Origin of the sequence: Paenibacillus sp. G2S3 (assembly GCF_030123105.1) — a bacterium.
Taxonomy (GTDB): Bacteria; Bacillota; Bacilli; order Paenibacillales; family Paenibacillaceae; genus Paenibacillus_AQ.
Window position 1 is genome coordinate 2,944,060 of sequence record NZ_CP126095.1, and the last position, 17,905, is coordinate 2,961,964.

Sequence of the window (17,905 nt, forward strand, 5' to 3'; positions counted from 1 at the left end):
AGTTCACAACTTGATAAGCTCAAGTGGAAAAGGAGGACTGCCTTTGCTGCATGTAATCATACTTGTTCCGTTTCTAATGGCCTTAGTAATCGCACTTTTGACCAAGAGAGCATCCAACCTTCATAGAGGATGGCTTGTTTTCCCCGGTTCGCTCGCATTGTTTGTATATTTTTTAACCCGGATTCCCGTTATTAAGGGTGGGGATTTGGGATATGAAACTATTTCATGGATTCCTTCCCTAGGCATTGATTTGGTTTTCCATCTGGATGGATTAAGTTTACTGTTCGCTTTGTTAATCACTGGAATGGGTAGTCTTGTAATTATCTATTCGATTTATTATCTAGACAAGCGAAAAGAAGCGTTGACCCCTTTTTATATTTATTTAATGTTGTTTATGGGAGCGATGCTTGGCGTTGTGCTCTCGGATAACTTGATGGTGCTATACGGTTTTTGGGAATTAACAAGTGTCTCGTCATTTCTGTTGATTGCTTTTTGGCATCGGCGGCAAAAATCGCGGTATGGTGCACTGAAATCTATGTTGATTACCGTATTCGGTGGTTTAGCGATGTTTGCCGGCTTTTTAATGCTGTATGTGATGACAGGCACCTTTAGTATTCGGGAAATTTGGAGCGAAGTTGGCGATATTAGTGGTCATGCTTTGTTTATTCCAGCAATGCTACTAATACTGTTAGGCGCATTCACCAAATCAGCTCAGTTCCCGTTTCATATCTGGCTGCCGGATGCCATGGAGGCACCGACACCCGTCAGCGCTTATCTTCACTCGGCAACGATGGTTAAAGCTGGATTGTACCTTGTCGCCCGTTTCAGCCCTATTTTTGCGGGGCAATATGAGTGGTTCTGGATTGTGTCAGGCGTCGGTTTGATCACCTTGATCTATGGTTCGATCCAGGCGATGAAGCAGACGGATCTGAAGGCTCTATTAGCCTATTCAACAATTAGTCAACTTGGACTGATTATGGGATTGCTAGGAATGGGATCGGCAGCGGCATTTTATATAGGGGAAGAAGCTGTCTTTTTTACTGCTGCAACAACAGCGGCTATCTTTCATCTTATTAACCATGCCATCTTTAAAGGCTCGTTATTTATGATGGTCGGTATAGTTGACCATGAGACGGGTACCCGCGACCTGCGAAAGCTGGGCGGACTGATTTCCATTATGCCGGTTACCTTTACGGTAGCGATGATCGGCAGTTTCTCTATGGCTGGTTTGCCGCCATTTTCGGGATTTTTAAGTAAAGAGATGTTTTTTACAGCTGTCCTGAATATCCGAAACTTGGATATATTTTCTATTCCCTCGTTGTTTACGCTCTTCCCGGTTTTGGCCTGGATTGCCAGCGTGTTTACTTTTGCATACAGTATGATTTTGGTATTCCACACCTTTTTCGGAAAATATCAGCCTGAGAAGCTGGACAAAAAACCGCATGAAGCCCCATTTGGACTTCTGCTTGCCCCGTGCCTGCTAGCAGTGCTGTCTATAGTTATCGGGTTTTTCCCGAATATATTATCTAATACACTTATAATCCCTGCAATGAATGCTATTCACCCTATCTTGCAGACCGGGGAACCTTTTGTTGTGAATATCCATTTCTGGCACGGCTGGACACCAGAAGTATGGATGACACTTGGTGTTGTGATTCTTGGTATTACTGTATACCGAATCTATGGCCGCTTAAGTCTGGTCGATAAAGAATGGGGCAGTGGCTACACTTTAAATCAAGTCTATGACGGAGTAATCCGGCTGGTTGAGAAATTGTCTAGATGGGTGACTGGTTCTTATATGACTGGTTCCATGAGACATTATTTAATGTATATTTTTTCCTTCTTGATCGTAACGATTTGCGGTGTCGTCTGGTATTCAGATGGAATTACACTTGGTACGACTGAGTATACTCCGTTTTCTTTGTTTGAAGTTATTGCTGTAATGGTTTTGCTTCTAGGTGCTTTAGCTATTCCGTTTGTGCGTTCCAGAATAACAGCCATTTTGTTAACAGGAATGGTTGGTTATATGGTTACTTTGCTGTTTGTTCTGTTCAGAGCGCCTGATCTGGCGCTTACGCAAATGATTGTTGAAGTGGTATCTGTTACATTGTTCCTATTATGTTTCCGGCATTTGCCTAGGCTGGAAAAAGAGAAGCTCAAACCTCGTGCGCATTTCCTGAAACTAATTATTTCCATCGGGATGGGCGTAACGATGACATTGGTTGCACTTGCTGCTCTAGGCAGTAGTCCGTTCGAATCCATCTCGAAATATTATGTGGAGAATAGCTATACTTTGGGTGGCGGTAAAAATATTGTCAATGTTCTGCTCGTTGATTTCCGCGGCTTTGATACCATGTTTGAAATAACAGTACTAGGCCTCGCCTCACTTGCTATTTATTCCATGATCAAGCTGCAGTTGGATGGAGAGGGTACAGCAGCCCAACTGAAGAGGGTTGTTCCCTATAATAAGCCTCGTTATTCCCGAAGTGATGATGTGTTACTGCAAGCGGTAGCTAAAGTAGCATTCGTTATCATTCTGATATTTTCGTTGTTTTTGTTTTTTGCCGGTCATAATAATCCGGGAGGCGGATTTATTGGGGCTTTGATGGCTTCTGCAGGTTTGGTGCTACTTGCTATTACTTTTGGGATGGATATGGTTGAGAAGGTGCTGCCTATTAATTATCGTAAGTTAATTGCGATCGGGATTTCAATTGCTTTTCTTACCGGGGTTGGCTCATTTATATTCGACGTACCCTTCCTGAGCCAAACGTTTGGATATTTCCAATTGCCGCTTATGGGCAAAACAGAATTAACCACTGCAATGTTCTTTGATCTTGGTGTTTATCTAGCTGTTATTGGTGTCACTATGAATATCATACTTACGATCGGGAGGGATAACTAATGGAGCTTGTTGTTGCCTTGGCGATCGGCGTATTGTTTTCCGTAGGGGTTTATCTAGTCCTTTCCAAAAGCTTGCTACGTATCCTACTGGGTACTAATTTAATTACCCATGGTGTTCATTTACTGCTACTGACGATGTCGGGTCTCAAGACAGGTGCTCCACCATTGCTAGGTGAAAAAGCGGAGGCGTACGTAGATCCGTTACCGCAGGCGCTCATTTTGACCTCTATTGTAATTAGTTTTGGAGTAACAGCATTCTTCATTGTTTTGGCATACCGGACTTACCGTTCGACGGGCACGGATGATGTGGAAGGAACCAAGGAGGAGAGACAATGAACAACTTGCTAGTGCTGCCTCTGCTGATTCCGGCCTTTACGGCAGTTATACTGATTTTTCTAAAAGAACGAGTGGATCTGCAACGTATTATCAGTGCCGTCAGTGTGTTTTTAAATATCTTGGTTGCTGGAATCATTGTGTACCAGGTAAGTACAAAGGGCATCCAGACCCTATATATGGGTGGATGGCTTCCACCTTATGGCATTGTGTTTGTTGCCGATATGTTTGCGGCCTTACTTGTGCTAGTCGGTGCTATTGTTGGTGCGGCATGTCTATTTTTTTCCTTCGCCAGCATTGGGGAAGAAAGAGAAAGGTTTTATTACTATCCGTTTTTCCATTTTCTATTAACTGGGGTATTTGGCTCCTTTCTCACCGGAGATTTGTTTAACTTGTTCGTCTGCTTTGAGGTCCTGTTAGTTGCCTCGTACGCTTTAATTGTACTTGGTGGCTCCAAAGGTCAACTGAGAGAGACGTTAAAATATGTATTAGTTAACGTGATTTCCTCTTCCTTGTTCGTAGCGACGCTTGCTTATTTATATGCCGCGACAGGAACGCTGAATATGGCACATCTATCTATGCGCGTGGCAGAGGCTGGACAAGGTGGTGTAATGAACGTCATTGCGGTCCTACTGCTGATCGTATTTTCGATAAAGGCAGGTTTGCTGCTCTTTTTCTGGCTTCCGGATTCATATAGCGCACCACCTGTGGCTGTTAGAGCACTGTTTGGGGCATTGTTAACGAAAGTGGGATTGTATGCAATTACGCGTACCTTTACATTGATTTTTATTCAAGAACCGGGACTCACCCATTCACTGATTGCCTGGATGGCGGGAGCGACGATGATCCTTGGTGCAATCGGTGCACTGGCTTATAACGATTTGGGCCGAATATTTAACTATAATATAATCATCAGCGTTGGATTTATCGCTTTTGGGATTTCTGTCGCGACTCAGGATTCGTTAAATGGTGTAGTGTTTTATTTAATGCATGACATGGTTGCCAAAGCATTATTATATTTCCTGGGCGGGATGATTATCTCAGCATCGGGCACTGACCGCTTAAAAGAAATGGGTGGTTTAATCCGACGCTATCCGTGGACCGGCTGGATGTTCTTCGTACTGACTTTGGCGTTGGTTGGTGTTCCGCCTCTTAGTGGTTTCGCTGGAAAAGTGATGATGGTACGTAGCGGATTTGGACAGAATCATGTGGCTCTGGCACTAATTGCACTTGCATCAAGCTTCATAGTGTTATATTCCTTAATCAAGGTATTCCAGCAGGTATTCTGGGGTGGCGAGAAAAGGGAAGAACAAGTCAAACCGCTTCATTATAAAGCTATGATGGCACCGGCAGCTGTTCTGTTCGCGATTGTAATTCTGATGGGTGTAGGTGCTGAGACGGTAAACGGATATGTCAGCCAAGCCGGAGCCGTACTGGCCGATCCAGCACTATACATTAACGCTGTCATGAAGGAGTAGATACTATGGCTTTTCAACTATTATTGAATTTCATGATAGCATTCCTGTGGATGTTTCTGCACAATGATTGGACTGGGCCACGTTTCGTCATTGGTTTCCTGCTCGGTATACTCATTCTGCTCGGAATGCGACGCTTTTGGCCCAGGTTATATCTTGGAAAAGTGTGGGCGATCATTAAGCTAATCCTGTTGCTGCTGCGGGAGCTGGTCGTTTCTAGTTATGTAGTGGTAAAAGCCGTTTTAAGACCGGAGCTTAATATACGTCCAGCTATCCTCAAATATACTACAGAGCTGAAATCGGATTGGGAAGTGGCAACGTTAATCACGATGCTCTGCCTCACTCCTGGATCGGTAGTGCTTGAAGTGTCGGATGATAATCGGACATTGTATATTCATGCTATGGATGTTGATGACCCTGCACAGTTCAGAGCAAATATACGTGATACCTTTGAGCGAGCGATACTGGAGGTGACCCGCTAATGATTCATTTTATTCTTATGCTATCCATTACGATCATGGCTTTAGCTATAGGCGTATGTGCTTGGCGTTTGGTGAAAGGACCTTCTTTACCTGACCGAGTCGCTGCACTAGATACGATTGGAATTAATCTGCTAGCAATGGTGGCCGTGTTATCTGTCTTTCTACAAACGCAGGCTTTTATAGAAATTATTTTGTTGATTGGAATACTTTCCTTTATTGGAACGACAGCCTTTGCCAGATATATCGAAAAGGGAGTGGTGCTAGAAAATGGAAATGATCAAGACTACAGGTGAGTTGCTGTTTGCCTTGTTAATTCTTATAGGGGCATTGCTTAGCGCTGTAAGTGCTATTGGTTTGATACGGCTACCTGATGTTTATCTAAGATCTCATGCTGCCGCTAAAAGTGCCACTCTTGGTGTTTTATGTGTCTTGGTTGGGGCATTTCTATATTTTGCATTTTTTCAGGATCATATTAGTGCAAAGCTATTACTAGGGATTGTCTTCGTATTTATAACTGCACCTTTATCCGCCCACCTAACAGGTAGATCGGCGTATCGCTCCGGTGTTCCTCATTGGGATCGAAGAATTCAGGATGATTTAAAAGAGGTGCTGGAGAAAGAGCAAGTTATACCAGTAACCCCTGAACGAGATGTACCTCAAGAACAAAGTTAGAACTGGGAATTAATTCTAATTTTCAATAACAGCAGCAAAAACTGTAACAAACCCGCGTCTACACGCGGGTTTGTTTTTTTTAGTGCGCCCAGCATGGGCGCTATCTATAGGGTTGAAGTCCCGAATGGCGAAGGCAGTAGTAGCCATTAGTCTAAGGCAAGGGTGTCCACCGTGAGGTGGAATCTGAAGGAAGCCGGCGGCAAATCTCCGGTCTGAGGAACACGAACTTCATATAAGGCTAGCGTACGTTGGGTGAGGTTGCTAAACAAACTAAAACCCTTACTGCCAAAGGTGTGCGAGAGTAAATGAAGCAGATAGATGGAGAGGAAGATAGCGTTCTTACCTGGGGAGATCTGTACGGAACGCGGAACAACTTCCGTAACCTTACCTGTGAAGGTAAGCTGAACGTACAGAAGTCAGCAGATGCCATAGTACGCCCCGTGGTGCAACACGGGCGGAAGGGCTGAACATGAAATAGGTATTTGTATATCCAGGCGTTCGAGATGAGTGATGAAAGCAGAAAAAAAAAATCCGTAAGGACCTAACTGAAGAAGGAAGCGGTGAATCCCGTGGGGGACTTCAGCAGGGCTGAATTCATCTTTGGCACAAGAGGAAGATGCAAATCACGTAAAGAGAGGTAAAAAAAAATGTTGGAGCAGTTGCTGTCACGGGAAAATCTTCTGCAAGCCTTAAAGCGTGTTGAAGCCAATAAAGGAAGCCATGGCGTAGATGGCATGTCCGTAAAATCCTTACGAAAACACATCGTACAAAACTGGCAAACCCTACGGCATGCGATAGAAGAAGGAACCTATGAACCGAGCCCCGTACGACGGGTCGAAATCCCGAAACCGAACGGCGGAGGTGTCCGGATGTTAGGGATACCTACCGTGACAGACCGAATGCTTCAGCAAGCCATTTCGCAGGTGGTAACCCCATTGTTCGATCCACAGTTTTCCGAGCACAGTTATGGATTTCGTCCCAAAAGGCGGGGACATGATGCGGTGAGGAAAGCTAGAGAATTCATGAAAGAAGGATATCGATTCGTAGTCGACCTAGACTTGGAGAAATTCTTTGACCGCGTCCACCATGACCGTCTTATGTTGAAGATTGCGGAGAAAGTGAAGGACAAGAAGGTCCTCTTACTTATTCGTAAATATCTTCAATCGGGCGTGATGGAGAATGGATTAGTAAAGCCGACATTAGAAGGAACGCCGCAAGGGGGGCCCTTGAGTCCGTTATTAACTAATATTGTACTGGACGAACTGGATAAGGAACTGGAGAAACGTGGACACCGATTTGTGCGCTATGCGGACGACTGTAATATCTACGTGAAAACTCCGAGAGCAGGTGAACGAGTCAAAGCATCCGTCACTGGGTTCATTGAGGGAAAGCTAAAACTCAAGGTAAACCAAGGCAAGAGTGCGGTAGACCGCCCCTGGAAACGGAAGTTTCTGGGTTTTATTTTTAGTGTGGACCAAGTGCCAAAGGTGAGGATAGCACAGCAATCCTTGCAGAAAGCGAAGGTTAGAATTCGAGAGATAACCTCTCGAAAGAAGCCGATGAAGATGGAAGAGCAAATCCAGAAACTAAACCAATATCTTATGGGATGGTGTGGGTACTTCTCGCTAGCGGATACACCAAGTAGCTTTCGAGACATGGATAAGTGGATACGAAGAAGGCTAAGAATGTGCCTATGGAAGCAATGGAAGAACCCGAGAACCAAAGTCAAAAGACTAATATCCTTAGGCGTACGCAAGGATAAAGCGGATGAGTGGGGAAATACCCGAAAAGGGTACTGGCGAATTGCAGGGAGTCCAATTTTGTCACGAGCATTGAATAACCGATACTGGGAAACCAATGGACTTAAGAGCTTAATGGACAGATACAACTTACTACGGAATATTTCATGAACCGCCGTATACCGAACGGTACGTACGGTGGTGTGAGAGGTCGGGGGCTCACCGCCCCCTCCTACTCGATTTCATGGAGTTTTATTTTTTGTTAACATCTCAACGAACCAATATTTTACCTTCTCCAGCGAGCCTGCGTAGCACCCTTGGAAGACACTCAATGTCTGCTTCAGGAATGTCTAATTGAATACCGTAATGGAAACAGTCCTGCTGTTCTCTATTCCATTTCAGGGTTCCTTCTAAGTAAATAGATTCATCCGTAAGATTCATTTCCATACCAATCCGTACTAGGTTATTTTCTGGATTAATGTTGAGGGGTAACGATAAGTGGCAGCCTGTTCGACTGATGTTGAACAACACAGCTCTTACAGGCTTAGAAGGCACCTGGATTCCGTTAATGCTAAGAATATGAAGATCAAGGGTTACAGGCTCTTTAAGGGTGTATCGAAAAGGTTCAGTTCTGCGATTAGTGTTCATATGCTCCTCCATACTTTTCCATCTACTATAAATTATCGACAGGAAAAGAGGATTAGTTAAGAGTTATTTAACATAATAACTCTTCAAAGTTATTAAGCTGCATAACTGGTTTTTGATTTTATCGCAACAATGTAAGTATTTCTTTTACAGAATTATCTACAAAGGATCTTTCAGGACGAGATTTCATGAACACGGTAAGTCCAATTAATGATATGACTAGTGTCTGCGCTAAACTTTTTGCGTTAATAGCGGGATCAAGCTCACCTGAGCGCAAACCTCGATCAATCGTTTCTTGAAAGATTACGGAGAGATACATCTGATGTTCTCTAGTTAGGATCTCAAATTTCTCATCGTGGGGTGAAAGCTCAACCATCGAATTGATGCAAAAGCATCCCCAGTTAGGATGTTGTCCATATTCTTTTACAACCATATTTTCGAAAAAGGCACGGAAAGCCTCTTTAACAGAAGAACTGTTTTGGAGCTTGTTACGAACATTGGCAGCATGAGAACTCGTATATTTCCGCAACGCAGCTTCAAATAGACCTTTTTTGTCTCCGAAGGTTGAGTAGATGCTAGGCCGCTGAATACCCATTCTTGATGTCAGGTCGCTTAAAGAGGTAGCCTCGAACCCTTTTTCCCAAAATACTTGCATTGCTGCATCCAATGCTTTTTCCTCATCAAACTCGCGTGGTCGAGCCATAGTAATTCCCTCTTTTCGTATCGAACGGTATGATACTATTTTATTGTGTACAGATTATTATGTCAAATACGAAAGGGATCTCTAAGTAGTTAGTTTCTACTTAAGCTTGTCCTATAAAGTAATCTGTTGACAGTTATCTTTTTTTGGAGTTATATTTGTCAAACATAATTAAGTACCGATTGGTATGTAATTTATGAATTTGATAAAAGTTAATCTTAGGGGGCGTTATCTTTGGGGGAATCTGTTAAGGAATCGAAAGCTATTATAGCGGATCAAACAGACAAAAAAGCTGAAAAGGTACAAGGAGGGGTTAGAGCATCGGAATCCGTGCCCATATCATTAATTTCTCGTAATGTGGCACTCTTATTTTCCATCGCCTGCGGAATAGTAGTGGCTAACATATATTATGCGCAACCTTTGCTGGACGCTATTTCGAACGAGTTTGGTATTTCTCATTCATTCGTCGGAGTTGTTATTACAATCACTCAAATTTTTTATGCACTTGGACTGTTATTGCTAGTGCCTTTGGGCGATTTATTAAATCGACGTTGGCTGATTGCAGGACAGATGCTGCTATCCGTATTGGCCTTGATTGTTGTTGGTACTGCCACCAGCAGTATGGTGTTATTCATAGGAATAGCAGTGGTTGGGTTTCTTGCTGTAGTGACACAGACGCTCGTTGCGTTCGCGGCAACTTTAGCTGCTCCAGTCGAACGTGGACGTGTCGTTGGTGTTGTGACAAGTGGAATCGTAATTGGTATTCTACTGGCACGAACATTCGCTGGCTTATTAATGGATTTAGCAGGCTGGCGTTCTGTCTACCTTGTTTCTGCGGTATTAACACTAATCATGGCATGTGTATTGTTTCGGGTGCTGCCACATTATGAGCACAAAAGAGAGTCATTATCTTACCTACAGTTGATTCGTTCAATGTTCACATTGTTTGCTCAGGAACGAACCCTTAGAATCCGCGCTGCATTAGCCATGATGATTTTTACTGCTTTCAGTATATTATGGACTTCTCTGGTATTACCGCTCAGCGCCCCACCGTTTTCTCTTTCACATACTGCGATTGGAGCATTTGGTCTCGCAGGTGTTGCAGGGGCGCTAGCGGCAGCGCGAGCAGGTCGCCTCGCCGATCGAGGTTTAGGACAGAAGACCACCGGAGTGGCCTTGATTCTTTTGCTCATATCATGGTTGCCAATAAGTTATGTTCAAAATTCGCTTCTTGCATTAATCGTTGGTATTATCCTTCTTGATCTTGCAGTGCAAGCCGTACATGTCACCAATCAGAGCATGATCCTTACTTTGCGACCAGAGGCACGTAGTAGGCTTACTGCCGGTTACATGATTTTCTATTCCATTGGCAGCGCCACTGGGTCGATCGCATCTACCAGCATCTATGCTTACTTCGGCTGGAACGGAGTGAGTTTGTTAGGTGCAATAGTAAGTGCTCTGGCTCTTCTTTTTTGGTCATTAACAAAGGAGTAACCCGAAGGGATGAGATATTCGTACGAAAAAATTATAGCGCTGATCTCGTATAATTAGATGCAATTTCTAAGTCTTAACGCTCCTGCCAGGGTTATAGTGTTTCATCTCACCTGGCCGTGGGAGCAATTCGAAAAGGTTAATTCCACATGAAGAATAAACAAAAAGCTCAATTAGAAACTACATCTGTTGTTGAATTAGGGAGGGGGTCTTCTGGTGAAATGAATTCGTGAATGATTTGACGGAAGTAATCGTGATTATCGTAGCTATTGTACATACGCCAGGCCATTGTTTCTGAATTCCCAAAAAATAACCGCTCAAATTGGGTTTGGCGGCCACCGAATGCACCCGCTCCTAGTTCCCATGCGACCCGGAATAAGGCATTTCGGTACCGAGCATCCGAGACATTACCCTTCAAATACTGATGGAGGTATGAACCGGCACTTGAACTGAAGTCCGATTCAGAGGTGATCATGATAAGCCCGCTTGAACTGAGATTTTGAACCATTTCAACCATCTTCGGATAAAACTCTGAAAAGTGAATGGTTGAAGCTAGAAGGGGGCCTTTATCGGGAACAAGAAATCCAAATTTATCATGGGATGCCCCTAATTCAGAAGCCAGTCTTAACGCCCTGAATGTTTCTAGAAACGTTAGTATTCTTGAAATAGGCAGAATAGTGAAGGGCTCAAGGACGACATTTTGTTCTTCCGCTAAAGACTCTAGTACACCAAGAAAGAACTCAGTCTTTGCAATATAGCGGGTGATGATTTGGTGACCAATATGGGTATGAAAGTGACTCTCACCGAACAATCGGGCACAGTAGATCTCATCTCCGTAATAAAATATACGATCATGAGGGATGAGTACGCGGTCAAATATAACAAGCGTATCCATTTCCTCATATCTAGAACTTAAGGGATGATCGTAAGATGATGGGTCGGAGTAACTTTCACGGCAAAAAAAAGTCATCCCAGGCAGATCATTAGGCACTGCAAAGGCAAATGCGAAGGGATTATCATCATCTACAAGGGATGGTGAAGGAGTAGGAAATACTAGCATTTCATCGCATGTAGCCCCTTGTGTTGCCATCATAAAAGCACCGGTTACAATCATCCCTTCGTCCTTGATTTCTACAACTTTAGCAGCGATAGAATCCTCTGTAGCATCAACCTGACCGGATATTTTACTTGCTTGAGGCTGGATGAATGCATGGGATAAAGTAATGTCATGATCTCGGCAGTAGGCATAGTATTTCCTGAGGTTCTCAGCATATTTAGGATGAAGGTCCTCAAGGATATCGGCAGCAGTAAACAGAGACATGATCGCCGTATTCATATAATCTGGGGAGCGTCCTAAAAAACCGTGATGTCTGTTTGACCAAAGTTCAATCATTTTTCTTCGACGTTCTAAATCTTCAACACTTTTGGGTGGGAGAAAAGATAGACCAACAAGCTCTCCAGTATCAGGCGAAGGGTAGGTCATCTGCGCTAAATAACGTTCATCACACTGCATGCTGTACATTTCGGCTTGTGTTTGTATGAGGCCTTGAAATGCAGGATGCTTGGATAAGGGGCCTTCGATACGCGTTCCTTTGTACCAGATATTGATATTTTGCCGGTCGATTCGTTCGATGTATTGATCACCTGTTTTAATAGGCACACGTTCCACCTCTTTGGAAAGCTGTATTATTGTTTTTAATGTACGTAATGATATTTCTTCTTGTACATTGTCCATACACCTCATCTGCGTTCATTGTTAATAGTGGTTCGTATTGTTACGTTCACACGGCTTACATTCAATTGAACTTGGATCAAGTGAATCGCAGCTGCCCGAATGGGAAGTGTTCCTCTTGTGACTTTTTAAGGTTGACATAAACGAGACTTACTTGTATATTTTTGGCATTGGATTACAAATGTAGTCATACGGTGGATAGAAAGGCGGATAGGATTATGTCTACGGAAATTCCAAAAATCTCGGATGCCGAGTGGGAAGTAATGAAGGTGCTGTGGACTGGAGCTCCGCGCACGGCAGGAGAGATTGTTGAAGCTCTGGAGGGCAGCCGGGATTGGAACCCTAAGACGGTACGGACGCTGATTAAGCGCCTGACAGAGAAAGGGGCCGTCGGTTACAACCAGACAGGAAGGGTGTATACGTATTACCCACTGGTGCGGGAAGAGGAATGCGTCCAAACAGAGACACAATCTTTTCTTAAGCGGATCTACGGTGGAACGCTACGCCCGATGCTGGTCAACTTTTTACAGGATGAGAAGTTGTCCCGAGAAGATATTGAAGAATTGAAGAGAATTTTGGATGAGCGAAAGGACTGAGCCGCTTGCTGGAAGCTGCATACAATCTGTTCGTTAAGATATTGTCACTATCCGCTATGGCGAGCGTGCTGGCTTTGCTGATCCTGGCGACCCGGTGTTTATTTAAGAATCATTTGAAACCGACCTGGACGTATCTTCTGTGGATGCCGCTGATCGTAAGGTTAGCCATACCTTGGACACCAGAAAGTACGTTCAGTATTTTTAATTTGTTGTCGCTGGAGAAAGAAGCAGCTCAGACTACCTATATTCCTTCTGCGCAGACGTATGTAGGTGGTTTGCCTGTGCCCGGGATGAACATTCAAGAGCTGGACTCGACCACGGTCGCTGAAAAAACAGGAACAGGAACTTTAAAGCAAGCTGCGGCATCAGAGAGTATGACACAGGTGACTCCGAAAATATCCGATCCTTCTGAGACGTCAAATGCAGGTTGGACGCCGATGCATTTGCTGGTTCTGGTGTGGCTTAGCGGAGTAGTGGCGGTGCTGGGACTGTCCGTTCGTGAGCAATTGAGATTCGCGGCACGGGTTCGTTGGGAACCGGAGATTCATTCCGCAGATATCCTGCTGCTGTTCGAAAGCTGCCAGCGGGAGATGCAGATGTGGCTCCCGGTGAAGCTGATCGAGACGAAGCAGATTGCTGTTCCAACATTGCTTGGCGTTATGCGCCCCAAGCTGCTGCTGCCGATAACCATGTTGCACACGCTGGAGGCAAACGAACTGCGCCATATATTTCTGCATGAGCTGGCGCATGTGAAACGTCGTGATATTTCACTGAATCTGTTGACAGCTCTGCTGCTGGCCTTACATTGGTTCAACCCGTTTCTTTGGTATGCCGTTACCCAAATGAAACGGGATCAAGAGGTTGCCTGTGATGCGCTGGCTTTAAAGCATCTTGCATCGGAGCACCACAAAGACTACGCACGGACTCTTCTTAAACTATTGGAAACATTGACTGGTCCAATCCGAGTGGCTGGTGCAGCCGGCATTTCAAGCAGCAAAAAGGAAATGGAAAGAAGGATAGCCATGATCACCAGGCATAAAAAAAACACAACAAAAAACACGTTGTTAGGCCTAGCTGTAATTATGGTTTTAAGTGGCTGTACCTTGACAGGGGCAAAGCTGAGTTCTACATCAGCGCCTGAGAAGAGTGTTGTTATCCCGTCATCTTCTCAGGCTAAAGATACACCTGCAATCGATTCTAAAGGAACCCTATTAGCGGAGAAGAACGGAATTACTGTAACTGCAAAGCCCACGGCTGAGCATGCACTTTTGCATGAAGTCACGATAGATGTACGTGGTGAAGTTAGCAGAACGTTTTTGTGGGATGCCGCTGAAGATGAAACGCGGCCTCCCTCCATTGAAGAAGCGGATCTTAATGGGGATGGTACTAAAGAAATCTTTATTCGTATTACTACCGGCACTGGAACAGGGCTCTCAATGAGTGAGATTCATGTGCTCAAGCCTGTCACTCTGGAAGAGCTTGTGGTAGAGGATCCGGTCGAGGCGCTAAATCGGAGGCTGAAATCCTCCATTACACACCGGAATAACCACACCTACGTATCCGCTGAACTAGACGGTAAGCATTTGACTAAAGTATATGATTACACTGAAGGAGCTTGGGGCGAGAAGATTGGTTTTGGCGCCGTAGTTTCGTATGAACTGGTAGGAGATCGTATTGTAGCCCGTTTGGCAGGTGCAGCATCCATCTCTGAGTTTCCGCTTGAAGTTATTGTCGTTTACGGCAAGGAACTGACCATTGAGAGCGCACAGATGTACTATGGCTCGTTTATTTCTCCTCCGCTTAGTGAACAGGATATTAAGTCCTTACTGGAAAAAAAGCTCCCTGCTAGCGGCTGGACTTTTGCTAAAGAAGGCGATCAATACAGGATTGATTTTATGGATCCACCGGATGGCGTAGGGGAAGGCCTTAGCTATAAAATTAATCCGCTTACCGGAACGGTTCATGATGTAACTTCTGGCAGTCCAGTAAGAAGCCTTGTGAATCGAGAAGCAATAGATCTGTGGGACATATCTAACGGTACGGAATACCAGAAGGAGCTGTATAAGTTACTTCAGCCAATCTTTGATACAGAAGGCTTCGAGTCAACAGATGTGGATTGGATTTCCGGCTTTATTGGAGATGGTTATTTGTTCAGTAATGTTAGGCAAGGCGGCAGGGAGTTCACGATAAAAGTGGATGTCTTCACCGGTCAATGGGAAGAGATTGCAGACCCGTATAAATAGTTATGTCGATGTTGAAGAACCTCGTAGCAATAAGAAAGCCCGCGCCCAGCGCGGGCTTTCTTTATTATTACTGACCTAAAGCAATTGCTTTCCCATCGCACAAAAATCAATCCCTGCAACTGTCGTATTTATTTTCAGCAATCCCTTTTCCTCCTATTTACAATTTAGCTACTCGGTGATACTATATAGTGGTACTAAGCAATACAGAGTAGCATTGGAGGATTTAAATGGATAACCTAACAGAAATGCTGAAAGGAGTTTTGGAAGGCTGCGTACTTGAAATCATCAGCCGGAAAGAAACCTATGGGTATGAAATCGTAAAAACGCTAAATGCGCTCGGTTTCGAAGATGTTGTTGAAGGTACGGTATACACCATCTTGATACGGCTAGAAAAAAATAAACTCGTCGATATCGAGAAGAAACCATCCGAAATAGGACCGCCAAGGAAATTTTATAGTCTAAATGAAGAGGGATGGCGGGAACTGTCCATATTTTGGGAGAAATGGGGATATGTTTCGTCAAGACTTACTCAACTGAAGGAGGACAGCCGTGTATAAGAACATGCTTGCTAAATTTAAAGATTTACGTGAACAAAAAAAGGCTTATAAAGAGTGCGTAAAACGTTCCAAAGCGCTCCCGAACGATTACCGAGAAGTTTACAATATCGCATCGCGCTACATGCTGAATTTCTCAACTAACGATTCTAGCGTCATCAACCTGTTTCCCGAAATGCTTGACATGTTTGAGATGGGAGCTGCTGAAGGTCGAGATGTTCTGGAGATCGTAGGGAATGACGTAATGGCGTTCTGTGACGGGCTGCTCGAGGACGTTTCCGCTCAGACTTGGACAGGGAAAATGCGAGCCAAAATGAACGAGTCCATTCACAAAAAACTTGGAAGATAGGGGGGATTAGGATGACATCGAACAATTGGGCGATTGAAGTAATAGGCCTCAAAAAATCCTATAAGAACGTTGAAGTGTTGCGGGGGGTGGACTTCACTGTTCAGAAGGGTTCAACCTTTGCTCTTCTAGGGTCCAACGGTGCGGGTAAAACCACTATGATCAAAATTCTTGCCACCCTGCTCCAGCCCGACAACGGAAGCGCAAAGATTAATGGAGACGACGTAACTAAGCAATCCGAGCAAGTACGTAAGGAGATCAGCCTGACAGGACAAAGCGTCACCGCTGACTATATCCTGACCGGACGCGAGAATCTGCGAATGATGGCCAAACTCCGCCATTTGCCCGATCCTGACAAACAAGCCGAGGAGTTATTACGTCGTTTTGACTTGCTCGATGCCGCCGATCGCCGAATATCCACGTATTCCGGAGGGATGTGTCGGCGCTTGGATTTGGCCATGAGCTTATTGGGTAACCCCTCGGTCATTTTTCTCGATGAGCCGACCACCGGACTTGACCCGCAAGCGCGTCTTGCTATGTGGGATATGATCAAGGATTTAGCGAGTTCAGGTGTCACTGTTTTTTTAACTACGCAGTATTTAGAGGAAGCTGACCATCTAGCCGATCAAATCGCGATCTTACATGAAGGTCATATCGTGGCAAGCGGCAGTCCCGCGGAGCTAAAAAATAGATTGCCTAAGGGTCATATCGAGCTTCGATTCGACAATGAAACAACGCTAAATCAAGCACAAGATCTGTTAAAGGAATTTAACGCGACTGCAGATTCGAACAATCTCACGCTCTCCGTCATTACAGACGGAAGTACGAGACAGATGATGCGACTGCTAACGAAAGCAGCGGAAGCTGACATAGAAATTGCCGAGTATGCGCAGAAACTGCCCTCGCTTGAGGATGTTTTTCTCGCGATCGTCACTAGCAAAAAGGAGGACTCCCGATGAAATTCATTCATTTTCTAGGCGATACCGCCGTCATGAGTGGGCGTGTCATTCGCCATTCCACACGTAGCATCGACACGATTATTACCGTCATCGCCATGCCGATCATGATCATGCTGCTCTTTGTTTACATCTTTGGCGGAGCGATGAACACCGGTGATGTAAGCTATATCAATTATATTGTGCCCGGAATATTGCTCTTTTGCATTGCTAGTGGCGTGGCTTATTCTTCTCTTCGTATCAATAACGATCTCACGAAAGGCATATTCGAGCGTTTCCACTCCATGCCGATCGCAAAAGCCTCTATTCTAGGCGGTCATGTGGTTGCTTCATTAGTTTTTAACGTCATTTCATTGCTTGCTATTTTCCTTGTTGCCTTCGGCATGGGATTTCGGCCGAAAGCGGATGTGCTCGGTTGGGTGTTAGCCATTGGTATTTTGTTGCTTAGCGTACTTGCGTTCACTTGGATTGCTGTCACCTTCGGCTTGCTTGCTAAATCATTCGAGGGAGCCGGAGTATTTTCTTACATTTTGATGTTGCTTTTATTCGTTAGTTCAGCTTTTGCCCCGACCGACAGCATGCCCGCGGCGATCCGCGTATTCGCGGAGTATCAACCCATGACACCGCTTATCGAGAGTATTCGTTCTCTTTTACTCGGAGGAACAGCGGATAAAACTACGCTTGTGGCGGTATTATGGAGTTTAGCAATACTTGCGTTCTTCTGGGCTTCCGCCATGCGGGTGTATAAACGGAGGATGAAATAAACGTAAATAAAATACCGGCAAACAGCTTGTAGACTTCTAATGGAGTATGGTCCATTTGTCTGCATAAATAGGAGAGATAATGGTGAGAAATGAATTAGTGTTACACAAAGGCCGGTAGCCTCTCGAAAGAGGGCATACCGGATTTTTTTTTGTGCACAGACTTACAAGCGTATGCTTAATTCCACACTTCGTGTAGATATCCACGGTATATGGAGAAGAGACAATATTTTTGGATTGGTAAATGAAAAGGTCTAATTTTAAAATATTTCTATGCTA

General features: G+C 44.5%; 18 protein-coding genes. 15 read left to right on the forward strand and 3 right to left on the reverse strand.

Features of this window, described 5'->3' with window-relative positions; translation table 11 throughout:
- Window positions 1–37 precede the first annotated feature (37 nt).
- The 8 genes from QNH28_RS12765 (at window position 38) to ltrA (ending at window position 7,773) form a co-directional block, all read left to right on the forward strand.
- The gene (locus QNH28_RS12765; protein ID WP_283912136.1) at window positions 38–2,902 is read left to right on the forward strand and encodes a Na+/H+ antiporter subunit A; all 2,865 of its coding nucleotides are present in this window, start codon (window positions 38–40) and stop codon (window positions 2,900–2,902) included.
- Window positions 2,902–3,237: a Na(+)/H(+) antiporter subunit C gene (locus tag QNH28_RS12770; protein WP_076121569.1), complete on the forward strand. Its 336-nt coding sequence runs from the start codon at window positions 2,902–2,904 to the stop codon at window positions 3,235–3,237. The genes QNH28_RS12765 and QNH28_RS12770 overlap by 1 nt, the downstream gene beginning before the upstream one ends.
- A complete protein-coding gene (locus QNH28_RS12775) occupies window positions 3,234–4,712 on the forward strand; it encodes a Na+/H+ antiporter subunit D (protein WP_283911678.1) in 1,479 nt (492 codons plus the stop codon). Before QNH28_RS12770 ends, QNH28_RS12775 begins: the two co-directional genes overlap by 4 nt.
- Before the next feature lie 5 nt (window positions 4,713–4,717).
- The gene (locus tag QNH28_RS12780; protein WP_042187625.1) at window positions 4,718–5,191 is read left to right on the forward strand and encodes a Na+/H+ antiporter subunit E; all 474 of its coding nucleotides are present in this window, start codon (window positions 4,718–4,720) and stop codon (window positions 5,189–5,191) included.
- Window positions 5,191–5,484, forward strand: coding sequence for a Na(+)/H(+) antiporter subunit F1 (locus QNH28_RS12785; RefSeq protein ID WP_042187626.1), 294 nt, complete (start codon window positions 5,191–5,193; stop codon window positions 5,482–5,484). Before QNH28_RS12780 ends, QNH28_RS12785 begins: the two co-directional genes overlap by 1 nt.
- On the forward strand, window positions 5,459–5,863 hold the full coding sequence (gene mnhG, locus QNH28_RS12790; protein WP_283911679.1) for a monovalent cation/H(+) antiporter subunit G: 405 nt from the start codon (window positions 5,459–5,461) through the stop codon (window positions 5,861–5,863). Before QNH28_RS12785 ends, mnhG begins: the two co-directional genes overlap by 26 nt.
- Window positions 5,864–6,168: 305 nt before the next feature.
- Window positions 6,169–6,330, forward strand: coding sequence for a hypothetical protein (locus tag QNH28_RS12795; RefSeq protein ID WP_179085742.1), 162 nt, complete (start codon window positions 6,169–6,171; stop codon window positions 6,328–6,330).
- Between the two features lie 180 nt (window positions 6,331–6,510).
- A complete protein-coding gene (gene ltrA / locus QNH28_RS12800) occupies window positions 6,511–7,773 on the forward strand; it encodes a group II intron reverse transcriptase/maturase (RefSeq protein ID WP_283911680.1) in 1,263 nt (420 codons plus the stop codon).
- Window positions 7,774–7,872: 99 nt separating this feature from the next.
- On the opposite strand, the gene QNH28_RS12805 is transcribed toward ltrA, so the two are convergent.
- On the reverse strand, window positions 7,873–8,250 hold the full coding sequence (locus tag QNH28_RS12805; protein ID WP_283911681.1) for a PilZ domain-containing protein: 378 nt from the start codon (window positions 8,248–8,250) through the stop codon (window positions 7,873–7,875).
- Window positions 8,251–8,368: 118 nt separating this feature from the next.
- On the reverse strand, window positions 8,369–8,950 hold the full coding sequence (locus QNH28_RS12810; protein ID WP_283911682.1) for a TetR/AcrR family transcriptional regulator: 582 nt from the start codon (window positions 8,948–8,950) through the stop codon (window positions 8,369–8,371).
- A gap of 327 nt (window positions 8,951–9,277) precedes the next feature.
- Here QNH28_RS12810 and QNH28_RS12815 point away from each other — a divergent pair, with 327 nt between their 5' ends.
- Window positions 9,278–10,441, forward strand: a complete 1,164-nt coding sequence (locus tag QNH28_RS12815) for an MFS transporter (RefSeq protein ID WP_283912137.1) — start codon at window positions 9,278–9,280, stop codon at window positions 10,439–10,441.
- 166 nt (window positions 10,442–10,607) lie between these two features.
- On the opposite strand, the gene QNH28_RS12820 is transcribed toward QNH28_RS12815, so the two are convergent.
- Window positions 10,608–12,173 (reverse strand): 4-hydroxyphenylacetate 3-hydroxylase family protein, encoded by a 1,566-nt coding sequence (locus tag QNH28_RS12820; RefSeq protein WP_283911683.1) that lies wholly within the window; start codon window positions 12,171–12,173, stop codon window positions 10,608–10,610.
- Window positions 12,174–12,388: 215 nt separating this feature from the next.
- Between QNH28_RS12820 and QNH28_RS12825 the strand changes: the two genes are divergently transcribed.
- The 6 genes from QNH28_RS12825 (at window position 12,389) to QNH28_RS12850 (ending at window position 17,629) form a co-directional block, all read left to right on the forward strand.
- On the forward strand, window positions 12,389–12,766 hold the full coding sequence (locus tag QNH28_RS12825) for a BlaI/MecI/CopY family transcriptional regulator (RefSeq protein WP_283911684.1): 378 nt from the start codon (window positions 12,389–12,391) through the stop codon (window positions 12,764–12,766).
- 5 nt (window positions 12,767–12,771) lie between these two features.
- On the forward strand, window positions 12,772–15,009 hold the full coding sequence (locus tag QNH28_RS12830; protein ID WP_283911685.1) for a M56 family metallopeptidase: 2,238 nt from the start codon (window positions 12,772–12,774) through the stop codon (window positions 15,007–15,009).
- Between the two features lie 227 nt (window positions 15,010–15,236).
- Complete coding sequence (locus QNH28_RS12835) at window positions 15,237–15,566, forward strand: PadR family transcriptional regulator (protein ID WP_283911686.1); 330 nt, start codon at window positions 15,237–15,239, stop codon at window positions 15,564–15,566.
- Window positions 15,559–15,912 carry a DUF1048 domain-containing protein gene (locus tag QNH28_RS12840; protein ID WP_052404266.1) on the forward strand — a complete coding sequence of 118 codons (354 nt, stop codon included), beginning with the start codon at window positions 15,559–15,561 and terminating at the stop codon, window positions 15,910–15,912. The genes QNH28_RS12835 and QNH28_RS12840 overlap by 8 nt, the downstream gene beginning before the upstream one ends.
- An 11-nt stretch (window positions 15,913–15,923) precedes the next feature.
- On the forward strand, window positions 15,924–16,868 hold the full coding sequence (locus QNH28_RS12845) for an ATP-binding cassette domain-containing protein (RefSeq protein WP_283911687.1): 945 nt from the start codon (window positions 15,924–15,926) through the stop codon (window positions 16,866–16,868).
- Entirely contained in the window at window positions 16,865–17,629 is a 765-nt protein-coding gene (locus QNH28_RS12850) for an ABC transporter permease (RefSeq protein ID WP_283911688.1), read from the forward strand. Before QNH28_RS12845 ends, QNH28_RS12850 begins: the two co-directional genes overlap by 4 nt.
- Window positions 17,630–17,905 lie beyond the last annotated feature (276 nt).